This is a genomic window from Paenibacillus sp. JT22N7 (assembly GCF_059383875.1).
In genome coordinates, this window is the sequence record NZ_JBXENY010000016.1 from 80,013 (window position 1) to 94,186 (window position 14,174).

The following is a 14,174-nucleotide window of genomic DNA, read 5'->3' on the forward strand; positions in this document are numbered from 1 at the left end:
TTTTATTTGATTGTTTTGCGTTCCGACATATAAGTTGCAAGCCCCAGCACCAGCGCCAGTCCCACAAGTACAGCTCCAACCCATGGCAGTGCGTTTAAGGACAGTTGAGTGATGACCCAGCCGCCAATAAAGGCGCCCACAGCATTGCCGAGATTGCCGGCGGAGTGGCTCGAGGTCGAGGCGAGAGCAGGAGCGGCTTTGGCAAGGCTCATAATTCGAACCTGCAGCCCCGGCATAACCGCGAAGGAACCGGCTCCCCAGAGAAAAATCGTCACGACGGCCGCCACTGGACTATGAATCGTAAAGGTTAGGATAGCCAAAATGACGGATATGGCCACATAAAGCCCTAAAATGGCGGGCATCAGCTTCCAGTCGGCAAGCTTCCCGCCGACAATGTTGCCGAGCGTTACGCCGCAGCCGAAAAGAACTAAAATCCACGTTACGCTGTGCTCAGCAAAGCCCGTAACCTGCGTAAGCAGCGGCGTAATATAAGTGAAGACGGCGAATAGTCCGGAATTGCCGAGCGCGCATATTAGCAGGAATACAAGGAGCTTCGGTCTTGCAAGAGCGGCAAGCTGTTGAACGATGCTTGCTGTTTGTTCCTGCTTGATTTTTGGAATGAAAACCAATATGCCTGCCAAGGCGATGACGCCCATGATGGCAATGGCTCCGAATGAGGCTCGCCAGCCCATATTTTGTCCGATAAAGGTACCGAGGGGAACGCCAATAATATTGGCAATCGTCAGTCCGGCCATCATAATCGATACGGCCCCGGCCCGTTTGTTCGGCGGTACAAGATTAGAAGCGATCACGGCTCCGACCCCGAAAAAAGTACCGTGCGTCAACGCGGTAATGACCCGTGCGCCCATCAGGACGGCATAGCTTGGGGCAAAGACCGAAATGACATTGCCGACAATAAATAAAACCATCAGCAGACATAACAGCCGCTTTTGCGGAATCTGCTGGGTGAGCATAGTCAATATCGGGGCACCGATAGCTACCCCAAGGGCATACATCGTAATCAGCTGTCCGGCAGCCGAGATGCTGACATGCAAATCTGTTGCGACATTAGGCAGAAGCCCCATGATGACAAACTCCGTCATGCCGATGGCAAAAGCACCAACCGTAAGAGAGAGAATCGAGACCGGGAACGGTTCCTTGGCTGCCCGTTTCTGGCTTAAACGTTGAGATAACTCCATGATGTAAATGACAACCTTTCTGCTGTGCAAAATAAATCTCTAATCGTTACGGTATGTATCCAAGCAATTAGACCTATTTCCTCATTATTTAGGTTTTTGAGTGTAATATCAAGCTATTTATAAATGGTGTTAAATAAATTTATATTGTAGATGAGAATTATTATCGATAAAATAAAGAAGCACACAGATCAGGTTTTTATCGGAAGGTGAAACGATGGATATAGAGCAGCATGTTAGGCTGTGGAATCAGGCTTCTATTAAAATATTAGATATACGGCATCACGTTATGCGCACGGGGGAGCAAGTGAAGGGCTACCGGCTGCCAGCCAGCGGTTTTTTATATACAGCAAGAGGCAGTGCCCAAGTTGCACTGGACGGAAAATTCTATGAAGTGAACAAGCTGCAGGTGCTGCATGGCGGAAAGGGCATAGGTCTGGATATTTCCGGGGTCGAGGACTGCTTTGAATATTATATGATTTATTATCGGGCCAGCCTTCCGCTGCCCAGCAGCAGAGAGCTTCAAGCCTTACTGGAGCAGCAGCTCCCTTTTCACATTCAATATGCCTTCGTTCCTCATTATCCGATTGTTTTATACAACTATGTTACAAGCCTTAATCAAATGTGGAGACAGGCGGACGCCCTTTCAAAATTCCAAGTCAAAACCTTGTTTTATCAATTCGTCCACGAGCTGCTGCGGCAGCTGGATGCACAGGGCATTCCAACGATGAAGCCGAATATGGTGGCGCAGGCAATCCGTTATCTGAACGAGCGATATGCAGAGCCCATCATGGTGGATGGACTGGCAGAACTGCTGGATTGCAGTGCGGGGCATCTATCCAGAAGGTTTAAAAAAGAGACGGGAAGCAGTCTCATTGAATATTTGACTCGTATTCGAATCCATAAAGCGAGAGAACTCCTTTTGCATACCGATGCGTCGCTACAGGCGGTTGCGGAAAGCGTGGGTATTCCAGACGCGATGTATTTCAATCGTATTTTCAAAAAATATGTTGGCATTTCTCCGGGACGCTTTAAAACGAGCTATGTTCATTTGCCATCCGATCAGTATAATGCTACGGGCAGGTCAGAATCCTCCATTGTCAGGCGTACCTTTCGCCGTTATATTCATAATGGTGATAATCATTATCAATATAAACAAAAAGGGGACTCACGCATACCAATGAAACCGAAACAGTCGATTACGCTCCTTCTTATGCTTAGCCTTACCCTATTACTGTCAGCATGCTCCGGCACATCAAACACGACAGCTGCGAGTGGCAATGGAAACGGCAGCAATGCAGCGCAGCAAACGAACAGCGGGCAAGCAACCCAGCAGCCGTCCACGCAGGAGAAAGTCATTCAGCATGCATGGGGAGAAACGGTTATTAAAGGGGAGCCTCAAAATATTATTTCCTTATTTCCGGCCGCTACCGATTATTTGCTGGCGCTTGGCATCGTGCCGCAGGCGGCATCAAGCAATGAAGAAGGCAGCGATCAATTCCCGACCTATCTTGCCGATCGCCTGCAAGGGCAGAAAAATTTAGGCTGGCAGGTGGAGCCGAATTTTGAGAGCATTTTAGCCTTGGAGCCAGACCTGATTATTGGCCAAGACTTTATGGGCGAATCCTTTGCCAGCTTAAATAAAATTGCCCCTACCTTGTTTGCGGAGAAAGTGAAGGATGAGCAGGGCATCATTCGGATGAAGACGAGCCTGCTTAAGCTGGGCGACATGCTCGGAAGAACGGAGCAGGCGAAGCAGGTTATTGCGGATTACGAGAAGCTGGCTGCAGAGGGCAAAGAGAAAATCAAGCAAGCTATCGGCGATGACACGGTTATGTTTTTGCGCCTGTCTGATAAGGAAGTGCGCTATTATAGCAAACGGAACTATGAAGTTCTTTATGATGATCTAGGCTTGCAAGCGCCAGCTTCTATACCGGATCCAGCGGATTCCATGCAGGTGATCTCGCTGGAGAAGCTGCCGTCTATTGACCCGGACCACATCTTCTTATTGTCATCCGATCCTGCGGAAACGACGGAGATGCAGAAGACTGAAGTGTGGAAAAGCTTGAAGGCTGTTCAAAATAACCATGTCTATTTGGTGGACTATGGCCTATGGTTTCAAGGTCCTGGCGGTCCAATCGGCCAAACGAAAATTATCGAAGAAACGGTTCAATTTCTTACCCAATAAAGGGCGGCGAGCAGAGGAGGATGGTGTGAGATGGCAATATCAGCAATAGAGCAGCTCATTCGCGAAAGAAGAACAATACGTCAATTTAACGAACGGACATTGGCGAAGGAAACGGTCATTGCTCTATTGGATGCGGCTGTATGGGCTCCGGTTCATTCGCGCAAGGAGCCTTGGCGATTCATTTTGTTCATGGGAGCCGGAAGGCAGCAGTTTTCAGATGCGGTGCTGCATACGTTCTCGGAGGACGAGCGGGAAAAATGGGGACAGAAGCTGCAGCTTGATTATTGCGAACGCATGCAAGCCCATTTGCTCATCGTCATAGAGGCTGACGCTAGGCAGCGGGAATGGGAGGATGCTGTTGGTGCAGGCTCCGCGCTTATTCAAAATATCCAGCTGCTGGCGTGGGAGCAGGGAATCGGTGTCGTATGGAAGACGAATGAATATAATTTCGACCCGGATTTTTGCAGGCTTACGGGCGTAAAGCCAGGCGAACGAATTATTGGAACGCTGCATCTTGGTTATTTTGATCCCGATAAGAAGCCTAAGCCTCGGCCTCGTACACCTGTTGGGGAACTGCTAACCTGCATTACAGGGGAATAGAAGAAAATTCAGTTCAGCTTTCGAAAAAAAGGAAGGGATCCCGACTTCTTCCGGGATCCCTTCTATGCCGTGCGGAACGAGCCTGCCGCGGCTATGCTGTTCTGACAGCCCACATATGAATTCAGATGTCCATGATACACCAATTCCAGCTTGGGCGTATGCTGGAGATCGCCAGGCGTTACGAGCAGCGGCGACTTGTCGATCAGAATCATCCCGCTTTGCTGGAACATCGTCGCCACGAATTGTGAGCAGAAGTATGAATTTTTGCGCTCCCATTCGATATTGAACAGAATGCCTAACATGCCGACCAAATTGTAGCTATACAAATCTTGATTTTGCTCAAAATGCTGAACCTGATTTCTCAGATTAGCATAAACTACCGGGCTCACTGTGCATCGATAAAGGGCGCACATCGACTCGCCGAAAAACTCGCTGCTCACGTCTTCCCGGACGAATCCTCCGAAGAACGGATTGTTCGGATTTTTCCTGCCGAAGCTGTACACTTCGCGTAGGTCCGAATCAAAAGCGATCGAAGCGTGATTCAGCGGATCCTTCGTAAACGTTCGGATAATCCTTGTGAAGAGGGTTCCCGTATCTGTCAGAAGCACATAAATCTCTTTTTCTATACTCATCCCACATGACCCCCACATTAAAGATCTTTTGTCTGCTATTAACTTTAATACAGGAGAGCATGCTGCGGAACCTTCTGAGGTAATAGATGATCCCCGACCATTGTCTAGTTTCATTAGCGGCATGCGTGATTACACTCGCCTCCACACATGTTCCGGAAGGTGTTCTGGCTGATTGATAATGACTGAACCGTCATCTAATCTGAGCCAGGATTGAACATGCTGCTCACCTTCCGTGAGCTGGATTATTCTTGCACCGCGTGCAAACCCTTCTTTACCATAGCTGTTATAGCCGGTTGCCCGTCCGTAATAAAGATTTATGCTGTGCAGCTCACCCCAAAAATCGTTAATATGGTCATGACCAACGAACACGCCCCGTACATCATTCATTTCAAGAAAAGCAGTAAAAAGCCCCGAATTTACTTTTGGACATCCCATTCCCTCGTAATTATGTCCGTAGCAGCGGTGATAATTCCACACTTCATTGTATTCAGGCAAAGGAATATGGAAAAAGGCGAGTGACGGCAGTGGAAGCCCATTATTTTGCCCAGTTAGTCGCTGGGATTGTTGCTGATACCAACTAATTTGACGAGGAGTAATCCATTCATAGCCTCCTATTGGATGAGTGGAGTGGCTCCCAGAGTCTAATAAATACAAGGCGGCAGCAGGGCTTGTGCTATTTTTTGAACCAATTTCAAGCACACAGTTTCCATATCGATTATCAAGCTCAGGCCCTTTTTTTGTTAAACAAAAAGGAAATCTTTGTTGTAGGGAAATCAACTCCTCCTTCGAGCATCCTTGCTCAGCATCGTGATTTCCGAAGACGGCTGCCCATGGTATACTAAGCTCTTCCGCGATTTTAATCGCATCCATATAAGACTCCTTGGGGCTTATACATTCTTCACTGTGGATCACATCGCCTGTAAAAATAACGAGCTCAGGCATTTCAGCTTGAAGTATGTTTTTCATCAGCGAATACGTCTGTAAATCTGCCTGTTCTCCATTTTTCCAATGCAAATCGGTGAATTGGACGATTGTAAAAGTACCGTCATCCTGAAATTTTAATTTTGTCATCCTTACCCCCACATAGATGCAGCCATTTTAATACTTCATGTTTTATTAAAGGTTATATCTTCGCGATATTCCTTGTTTTTCCTGCTACAACTAATGAAGAGACACGTAACTATCAAGAAGGCAAAAAATCATATGTGAATGAATTAATGAGTAGGGCAGCTCAGTGGGATAGTCGCCAAAGCCGGGGATGAAATAAATTCCCTTATTTTGGGCCTTATAGACTATTTAAATATTTCCAAAATTTCCGATATTTATATAGGTTATAAATCTACTATCGGAAAGAGGAGTAAGAATGAAATTGGATTATTTTTTTAAGAGGAATGTGATTTTGGCTTTGTGTGCAGCGCTTGTGCTTTCGCTTTGCTATGTTTATCCGGCAAAGGCAGCTGCACTAATGGAAGACACTTTTGATGCAGGTGCTGGCAATTGGACACCTTCTAGCGGAAGCTGGTCTGTCGTTAATGAGAAAGGCAATAAAGCTTATTTCCAGTCTGGCACAAGCGAAGGGCGTGCGGTTGCTGGCAGTCAGTCATGGAGCGATTATTCGGTTGAGGCTGACGTACAGGCTGTCGATTTTAATGGATCGACGAGAACCTATGTGGCGGGCCGTTATATAGATGGCAATAACTTTTATGCAGCATCGCTGTACAACAGCAACGGTGGTGCGCTGGAAATTAGAAAGAAAGTGAATGGTTCGACAACGACGTTGGCTAGCAAAGCGGGTTATGCTTTAGAGACTGGCGTATGGTATAAGGTAAAGCTCGAAATGAGCGGAACGACAATCAACATGTATGTAGACGGCAAGCTGGAGCTGTCAGCTGCCGATACCAGCCTGGCGGCGGGTGCCGCGGGACTCGTTACGTTCAAGTCCATCGCCAAGTTCGATAATGTGAAGATTGCAGATAGCTCGCCAGATGCAACGCAGCCATCAACCGAGCCGACTGTGGCGCCAACACCAGTATCGACGCCTGCTCCGACAGCAGTGCCGTCAACCGAGCCATCGACTAAACCGTCAATTGAACCAACGGCGACACCGTCTTCAACCCCATCGGTTGAACCGACGCCTGTGCCAACGCTCGTTCCTTCACCGCCAGCTGGGAAGGCAGGCCAGTACAATTTGGCAGGCTTTGCGCAGGGCAGCACGGGTGGGGGCATGATTTCAGAAACAGATTCCCGTTATATGAAAGTGTATGATGCCAAGGATCTTGCTCTTGCGCTAAAGAAAGGGTCGGGATATAAGGTCATTGAAATTATGAACGATCTTGACTTAGGGTGGAATGAGATTCCGAAAGAGGCCCAAGTATCGCCTTTCGCTGCTCATAATAGCGCATTAACGCACCCGGTTTTAATGGAAACGGGAATCAGCAAGGTGACGGTCGATGATTTCAACGATTTGACGATCTTCTCGGCGAATGGGGCAACAATTAAGCATGCCGCTTTTACCTTCAAAAGAAGCACGAATGTCATCATTCGCAACCTTGCATTTGACGAGCTGTGGGAATGGGATGAAGCGACGAAAGGCAATTACGATAAAAATGACTGGGACTATATAACGGTGGAAAACAGCAGCAACGTATGGATTGACCACTGTACGTTCCACAAAGCTTATGACGGTCTTGTCGATGTGAAAAAAGGCAGCACGGGCGTCACGATTTCCTGGTCCTCCTTCCTAGCTGATGACCAAAGTGCTAACAGCTGGGTCACCAAGCAAATCAATGTGATGGAGGCGAATAAATCGGATTATCCGATGTACGCTTTTTTAAGAAGCAGCTCGGTTGGGTTAAGCAAGGATGATATTATTGCCATTGCATCCAGCCAAAAGAAGGGCCATCTGATTGGGGCTACTGAATTCGCCAGCGATAACGCTGCGCTTGAAGTGACGCTTCATCACAACTATTATCAAGACGTGCAGGATCGGATGCCGCGCCTGCGTGGCGGTAATGTCCATGTCTATAACATCGTGATGGACAGCGCAGGAGCAAGAAGCTCCAAAAAACGGCTGACCTCGTCCATGGAGAAGGCGATTTCCGGCAAAGGCTATCATTTTGGAATTACAAGCAACGGTGCGATTTCGACCGAGGGTGGGGCTGTGCTCATTGAGAAATCTGTAATCATTGATGTCACGTATCCGCTTCGCAATAATCAGGCAGATGCAGGCGATTCCACCTATACGGGAAAAATTGCGGCACTCGACACGATCTATTCTCTCGATGGAGCAACCTTCAGAGGGGACAGCAGTTCTGCCAAAAGCCCGCTTTCACCTGTGCCGGCAGCTATTAAGCCTTTTGCTTGGAACGGACTCAAGTCGCTTCCATATAGCTACACACCAGATGACCCAGCCACTTTAAAAGCAAGACTAGTCGCGGCTGACGGTTCGGGTGCAGGCAAGCTTTCGTGGTCTAAAGCGAATTGGCTTCAAACGAGCTATAAGTCTTAAGTCAGGAATAAGGCTGTCGCCAACTGCGGATATTTAACCTGCGGCTTGGCGGCAGCTTTCTTTTTTTTACCCGCACAGGGGAGGGTTGTATTTCTTATCGCTGCTCGTTCCTATAAAATAATAAGCATAAAGGTAAAGAGAAAAAGGTGGCGAGCAGGATGTCCGATCATGAATACGCTTCGCAAGCGGGCGAATATGAGCGGCTGGACAACATGTGGTTCAAGCTTAGAGCGGTCGAAAAAAACGATAGCAGCTCGGGAAGCTGGTCGTTTCGGCTGCAATTCATCGAATCGCATATGCTGCTGCTTGCTGCATCCGGCAGAGGCTGGATTACTGTAGACGGGCGGTATTCGGAGCTAAGGGCAGGTAGTGCCTTTGTTTGTATGCCGGGTCAACTAATCGAGGCATTTCTAGACGTTTCGGGCGAGCGTGGACTTTATGCTGTGCGCTTTGATGTGTTTGAGCAGCCCGAATCGTCGGAGCGGCAAACGCAGAACGAGCGGCAGCCCCAAAATCTGCGGTTTCCCGTCGAAGGAGAAGTCATGGTAACCTCCATGATTGAATGGAGTGCACTTTGCGAGGCTATGGGCCATACGATAAAAAGCGACAATCGCTTGCAGCGATTGCGTGGTCAAATTCAGTTTTATGAGCTGCTGTACAGCCTGCTGCGAGATGGCAAGCGCGTATTGGACACGGAGTCCGAGGCTGCAATGAAGCGTGCCAAGTTATATATCGAGCAGCATTACCGCGAGGAGCTGACCATTGAGCTATTGGCGAGGGAGGCTGGCATCAGCTCACGGCATTTTATCCGGCTGTTTAAGCAAACCTATGGTTGGAGTGCCATTGAATATTTGGCAAGATATCGCATTAGGCAAGCCCAGGAGCTGATGAAGCCCGACTCGGAATACCAGCTTAAAGATATCGCCAGCTATGTCGGCTATCAGGATGAGCTTTATTTTCGGCGCAAATTTAAAAAAATAACGGGTACGCCGCCTGCTGCATATATGAAAAATGCTAAAAAAAGAATCGTAGCCTATCATGCCAACATGATCGGACATTTGCTGGCGCTGCATATTACGCCTCATGCGGCTCCAGCCGATCATCCATGGACCGAATATTACCGTCGAAAATACGACACCCATTCGGTTCTGCCCTTAGCGCAGGATGATGATGTGAAAATAGAGCAGATACGCAGTACGAACCCGGACTACATCATCGGGCTTAAAGAATTTACGAGCGCGGCAGCAGAGAAGAAGCTGGAAGAGCTAGCGTCAACTTATTTGATGCCATGGCTGGAGCATGATTGGCGAATGCAGCTAAGATTGCTTGCCCAGTGGCTGGACAAGTCCTCAGAAGCGGAAGCCTGGCTCGATCAGTATGAACGAAAAACACGTGCTGTACGGGAACAAGTGAAGAAGGTATGGGGCAACGATCGTCTGCTCATTGCCCGAATATCGGGGCATGCGATTAACATTTTGAGCAGCAGAAGCTTGGGCGAGGTGTTTTATGACGATCTCCAAATTGCGCCAGCGGCAGGCATTATGCTAGATCAGCCCGAGCAGCAATGGACACGGGATGAGCTGATGCATACGGATGCGGATAGGCTTCTGCTCATTGTAGATGACGATGCAAAGGCGCAAGCAGCCTGGCAGGAGCTGCGGCAATCAGCGGCGTGGGGGCAGCTGAAGGCAGTCAGAAATAGGCGAATCGACCAGCTTCCTTCTTATCCATGGACCGAATATACAGCGTTCACGCAAGATTTGGTATTGGACGAGGTGTTAAAGCTTTGGCGTAATCGTGCATAAAATGTTGGCGAGATCGTCGATAGGCGAGGAGGAAAGTATCCGTTATACTCCTAACAGTGATATTGATTCTCATTTTTAAAAATATAGGAAAGGATATGATTTTTCCATCCTTTCCTATATTTCAACGCGAAACGCTAGCTTTGCCGCCAGAGGACAGCGACAGCCGTTTACGCTTGATGAGAAATGAGATATATCGACCGCTCAGGAGGGTACAGAAAAATGAAACAATCGAAGACAGCATTATCGCTAATCATGATCGCGCTGGTGGCGCTTGTGATGGCTGCATGCTCGGGGAACAATGGACAAGGAAATACGACAGCAACAGCTTCACCATCAGTATCGCCAGAGGCGAGCAATTCGTCCAGCGAGCCAAGTGCCACGGCAGCGGATAGCGTCCGTACGGTAGCCAGCGAGAAGGGCGAAATTACGATTCCGGCAAATCCCAGCCGAGTGATTGGGCTTTCCGTTGTGTATCCGGAATTTCTGCAAGCTTTGGGCGTTACGCCAATTGCCGTGCAAAATTATCACCCGGAGTTTCCGTCTTATTTGGAGGATGCATTCAAAAATACAATAAAAATGGGTATCGCCACGACGCCTGATTTTGAAAAAATATTAGCCGCTGCGCCTGATCTGATTATCACGCCGGAATGGTGGTCGGACAAAGACTACGATCAGCTTACGAAGATTGCACCAACTGTATTGCTGCCGCAACGCGATGACTGGCGTGATGAGCTGAAGGATATTGCTGGCGTATTAGGCAAGCCAGAGGCTGCGGATAAGGTCATTCAAGATTTAGTTGATCATGAACAGGCAGCCAAAGAGAAGCTCGATACTCTCGTTGGGGACGAAACGGTCATGTATATGATGATTATGCCGGATGGCATTGTTCTTTATGGCGAAAATATTGACCGTGGCAGCTTTGTTCATAAAACGCTGGGGCTTAAAGCGGTTGAGAATTTCCCTCAGAGTGAGCTTTCCATTACCATATCGCTGGAGAAATTGCCGGAATACAATCCGGACCATATTATTTTGCAGATGAATGATGATAGCAATGAAACCATCCAGAATTATTACAAAGAAATCCAAAGCAGCTCATTGTGGAAAAACATGACGGCCGTGAAGAAAAATCAGGTGTACCTGGTAGGCGGAGAGGAATGGTTTAATCTGGGGATGTCCCCTCTGGCGAACCGTTTTGCGATTGATGCCGTTCTACAGATTTTTGAAAATAAAGGCCAATAGAGGTATGTCTTTATCTGAGAAGTTTTTTGTTACTTCGGTGGCAGCAGAAAACACGATATTGAGCTTTACGCTGGTGGAGCTGAGCGAGAAGCAAAATGCCGAGCTGCTGCTCCGAACATACGCCCCGATGATTGGGACAGAGGACATGCGCGTAGCAGCAGCTTTTTTTTGCAGCTGGTATGCAGGCGTTTGTGGAGCCATGCATAGCATGCTCGCCGCCGCAGATCGTAGAGCCTCAGCCTTGCGAATGACGAATATGTCGGTGCAGCTCAGCCGAATAGATGGAATGCCGCTCTTTTCCTTTCACATTCATGAGGGCTGGCGTGAGACTATTCCCGCCGAGATTCCTGCCGAGGCGCCTGCTGAAAATGCTCAAGCCGCGCTTCCTATTTTCTACCGGGATGAAGTGAGGCCCATTATTGCTGCACTTTCGCAGGCATCACAAACCCCTGCTGCCTTGCTGTGGAAGCAGATTTATAATGCACTCTATGACTATATGGAAGATGAAGCTATGGAGGCAGCCGGTGAGGAAAGCCAGGCAGCAGTACGCGAGCGTTTCAGGCGCTGGGCCTGGGACATGGAGCCGGAAATTTTCGGGCTGCGCCGCAATCCTTTTCGCATGACGCCGAAATTCATGGCACATCCGACTGAACCCGATCAGATGATGTTTGTGAAGGCGACCTGCTGCCTGGCTTATCGGCTCGCAGCGTTTCGTGGCTATTGCGGCAATTGTCCGATTGTTCAAAGATAGAGAATAAGACTATTTTGCTTAAATAGCGTGGTATTAAACAGAGAAGAAGGTCTGCAACCCCCGCATGAATGGGAGGGCGCAGACCTTCTTTTATTAGGCGTCACAAGCAATGGGGGATGGATAGTGTTCCGATTATGCTTGCAATACCTTCAAATTTATTGAGCCAACAGCTTGGGAAGCTCGTCCAGCAGCATATCACTAGTCAGCATATCTTCGTAATTCCACTTTGTTTCGACAAAAGTGACTTTTCCGCTCTTGACGGCAGGGAGCGATTTCCAAAGGGATGTTTCCAGCAGTTCAGCAAAGGAGGCTTCCGCATCTTCATTGTGTGGATACAAGATGAATAGGCGGTCTCCGATGAGCATGTCGTGCATGAGTTCTTTTGAAACCTCAATATAGGGAGAGCCCGCGGTCGGTTCAAGCTCCTTTACCCGCTCGGACATTTGGTAGCCTGATTGCTGATACAATAAAGAGGCAAGACCGCCGGTTTTCATCAAATACATATCTTTGCTCCAATAATAAATTAACACGACCGCTGTTTCGCCTTCAGTAAGCTTTCCTGCCTTATGCAACTCACTCCACATGTTCTCAGCTTTAGCATTATAATCGGCAAGCAGCTGCTTGGCCTCGGCTTGTTTACCGACGATTTCTCCAATGATGGGGAGGCGCTCGGCTAATGGCAGGCTTTGATCAAAAACGACGGTCGGCGATATTTTTGATACTTCTTCGTACTGTTTATCTAAAACATAACCGAGCATCGTCAGATCGGGAGCCAAGTCTACAAGAGCTTCAAAATTGGTTGGAAAACCAATATCCTGCGCCTTTGTCTGTTCTTTGTCCAAATAGACGGATTCATCAATAAATCGGCGATCAACGCCGATGGGCTGAATGCCTAGCGCCAGCAGATCGCCGATTGAATTGCCTTGGAGTACAACGCGCTCTGGACTTTCGGGAAGCTGTACCTCATGCCCCTGACTGTCTGTATATACGCTTGGAGCAGGTTCAGCATTCGTTTGGCTTGCAGCCGGACTATTGTTCTGCGTCTGAGTGGAAGCAGCAGGGCTGGTGCTGGAAGCTATGGAATTAGCAGCTCCACTGCCGCTGGAGCAGGCGCTGAGCATTAAGGCTAGACATAACAGCACGGTCGCTCCCATGGAGGCTTTGGTTCCTTTGTACATCGTGAAATCCCCTTCTTCGACATATTGATAATCCTTATCATGTTCCATATCAATATAACGTCGAAACCCCCGTGCTGCATCAGACAATCTAAGCATAAGGGTAGGACGATCTGCTTCTTGCTGGCTGCTGCCAGCCCGTGCTTTGAAGCTTCCGGGTGTTACACCGGTCGTTTTTTTGAAGATACGAATGAAATAAGATAAATCTGGATATCCCACACTGCTGGAAATTTCTTGGAGCGAAGCTTCCGAATGAAGCAGCAGCTCCTTCGCCTTATCCACACGAGTTAGAATTAGAAAATCAATTAAGCTGTAGCCAGTCTTATTTTTAAACTGCTTGGAGACATATGGGGCGCTATAATTCAACAATTGGGCGATGGATGCGAGTGTAATAGGCGTGCTATAGCATTCACGAATATGTCGGATGACCTGCTCCACAAGGTCAGGCTTGACGGTCTGCTTGCCTTGCATTTGCAACTGCTGTTCCACCTCGTAGATGAACTGATAAAACAAGGCTTTGACATGAATTCGCTGTAGGGAATGAGTTTCATGCCACTGCTGCTGCATCGTCTTCACCAAATGAAGCAGCGCAACCGGATCATGGGGAGCGAATTCATATTGTTTATGAAAAGGACTGTCATTATCCGCAAGTTTTCGAATAAATGGAGCCGTTAGGAGCGGCAGCGAAGCTTTATAAAGAATGAGATAATATTCTAATGGTTCCTTAATTCCATCTATGTCCAAGAGGCTGCCCTTGCCGCTGTGCAGAATATGGAAACGGTCCGCCTGAAGCTCCTTCCCGTCAAGCCGAAATCGTGCCGTTCCGCGAACGATATATATAAAAGCGGGCGATGGAAGCCGGTAGGCATTTAACTGGCCTCCAACTCCTATAAGCTGATGGCGAATATCGTTCAGCCGGATGTGCGCATGATGCCACAGTAATAAATAGTCGTCATCCTTCAAAACAACGGCTCGCCTCCTTTCTATCAGGTATATAATTGATAACTATTATCAATTATAACACTTCCATGAATAGTAGTGGTGATCTGTTTGGCTGTTTTCTCCGATTTTATTAGGTCT

At 48.1% G+C, this 14,174-nt stretch carries 10 protein-coding genes and 1 pseudogene; 7 read left to right on the forward strand and 4 right to left on the reverse strand.

Annotation, left to right across the window (positions count from 1 at the left end; translation table 11 throughout):
- Positions 1–2: 2 nt before the first annotated feature.
- Entirely contained in the window at positions 3–1,199 is a 1,197-nt protein-coding gene (locus AC50Y5_RS30715; protein WP_494865356.1) for an MFS transporter, read from the reverse strand.
- Positions 1,200–1,413: 214 nt separating this feature from the next.
- On the opposite strand from AC50Y5_RS30715, the gene AC50Y5_RS30720 reads away from it, so the two are divergent.
- Entirely contained in the window at positions 1,414–3,384 is a 1,971-nt protein-coding gene (locus AC50Y5_RS30720) for an AraC family transcriptional regulator (protein ID WP_056031475.1), read from the forward strand.
- Between the two features lie 30 nt (positions 3,385–3,414).
- Positions 3,415–3,984, forward strand: coding sequence for a nitroreductase family protein (locus AC50Y5_RS30725; protein WP_494865359.1), 570 nt, complete (start codon positions 3,415–3,417; stop codon positions 3,982–3,984).
- 62 nt (positions 3,985–4,046) lie between these two features.
- On the opposite strand, the gene AC50Y5_RS30730 is transcribed toward AC50Y5_RS30725, so the two are convergent.
- Together AC50Y5_RS30730 and AC50Y5_RS30735 are read right to left on the reverse strand one after the other, a co-directional pair.
- Entirely contained in the window at positions 4,047–4,616 is a 570-nt protein-coding gene (locus AC50Y5_RS30730; protein ID WP_494865361.1) for a hypothetical protein, read from the reverse strand.
- Between the two features lie 129 nt (positions 4,617–4,745).
- Entirely contained in the window at positions 4,746–5,687 is a 942-nt protein-coding gene (locus tag AC50Y5_RS30735) for a metallophosphoesterase family protein (protein ID WP_056031465.1), read from the reverse strand.
- Between the two features lie 394 nt (positions 5,688–6,081).
- Between AC50Y5_RS30735 and AC50Y5_RS30740 the strand changes: the two are divergent.
- The 5 genes and pseudogenes from AC50Y5_RS30740 to AC50Y5_RS30760 all read left to right on the forward strand — a co-directional run.
- Positions 6,082–6,576 (forward strand): annotated as a pseudogene (locus AC50Y5_RS30740) (LamG-like jellyroll fold domain-containing protein); the annotation flags it as partial.
- 126 nt (positions 6,577–6,702) lie between these two features.
- Entirely contained in the window at positions 6,703–8,124 is a 1,422-nt protein-coding gene (locus tag AC50Y5_RS30745; RefSeq protein WP_494865434.1) for a pectate lyase family protein, read from the forward strand.
- Positions 8,125–8,282: 158 nt separating this feature from the next.
- Positions 8,283–9,929, forward strand: a complete 1,647-nt coding sequence (locus tag AC50Y5_RS30750) for a helix-turn-helix domain-containing protein (RefSeq protein ID WP_494865363.1) — start codon at positions 8,283–8,285, stop codon at positions 9,927–9,929.
- A gap of 219 nt (positions 9,930–10,148) precedes the next feature.
- A complete protein-coding gene (locus tag AC50Y5_RS30755) occupies positions 10,149–11,168 on the forward strand; it encodes an ABC transporter substrate-binding protein (protein WP_494865365.1) in 1,020 nt (339 codons plus the stop codon).
- 4 nt (positions 11,169–11,172) lie between these two features.
- The gene (locus tag AC50Y5_RS30760) at positions 11,173–11,919 is read left to right on the forward strand and encodes a (2Fe-2S)-binding protein (RefSeq protein WP_494865367.1); all 747 of its coding nucleotides are present in this window, start codon (positions 11,173–11,175) and stop codon (positions 11,917–11,919) included.
- A 155-nt stretch (positions 11,920–12,074) separates the two neighbouring features.
- On the opposite strand, the gene AC50Y5_RS30765 is transcribed toward AC50Y5_RS30760, so the two are convergent.
- Complete coding sequence (locus tag AC50Y5_RS30765) at positions 12,075–14,057, reverse strand: AraC family transcriptional regulator (protein ID WP_494865369.1); 1,983 nt, start codon at positions 14,055–14,057, stop codon at positions 12,075–12,077.
- Positions 14,058–14,174: the final 117 nt, after the last annotated feature.

Excerpts from the sequence above, each read along its gene's own strand:
- AC50Y5_RS30715 (WP_494865356.1), bottom strand. The coding sequence starts at position 1,199 with ATGGAGTTATCTCAACGTTTAAGCCAGAAACGGGCAGCCAAGGAACCG.
- AC50Y5_RS30720 (WP_056031475.1), top strand. The coding sequence starts at position 1,414 with ATGGATATAGAGCAGCATGTTAGGCTGTGGAATCAGGCTTCTATTAAA.
- AC50Y5_RS30725 (WP_494865359.1), top strand. The coding sequence starts at position 3,415 with ATGGCAATATCAGCAATAGAGCAGCTCATTCGCGAAAGAAGAACAATA.
- AC50Y5_RS30730 (WP_494865361.1), bottom strand. The coding sequence starts at position 4,616 with ATGAGTATAGAAAAAGAGATTTATGTGCTTCTGACAGATACGGGAACC.
- AC50Y5_RS30735 (WP_056031465.1), bottom strand. The coding sequence starts at position 5,687 with ATGACAAAATTAAAATTTCAGGATGACGGTACTTTTACAATCGTCCAA.
- AC50Y5_RS30750 (WP_494865363.1), top strand. The coding sequence starts at position 8,283 with ATGTCCGATCATGAATACGCTTCGCAAGCGGGCGAATATGAGCGGCTG.
- AC50Y5_RS30755 (WP_494865365.1), top strand. The coding sequence starts at position 10,149 with ATGAAACAATCGAAGACAGCATTATCGCTAATCATGATCGCGCTGGTG.
- AC50Y5_RS30760 (WP_494865367.1), top strand. The coding sequence starts at position 11,173 with ATGTCTTTATCTGAGAAGTTTTTTGTTACTTCGGTGGCAGCAGAAAAC.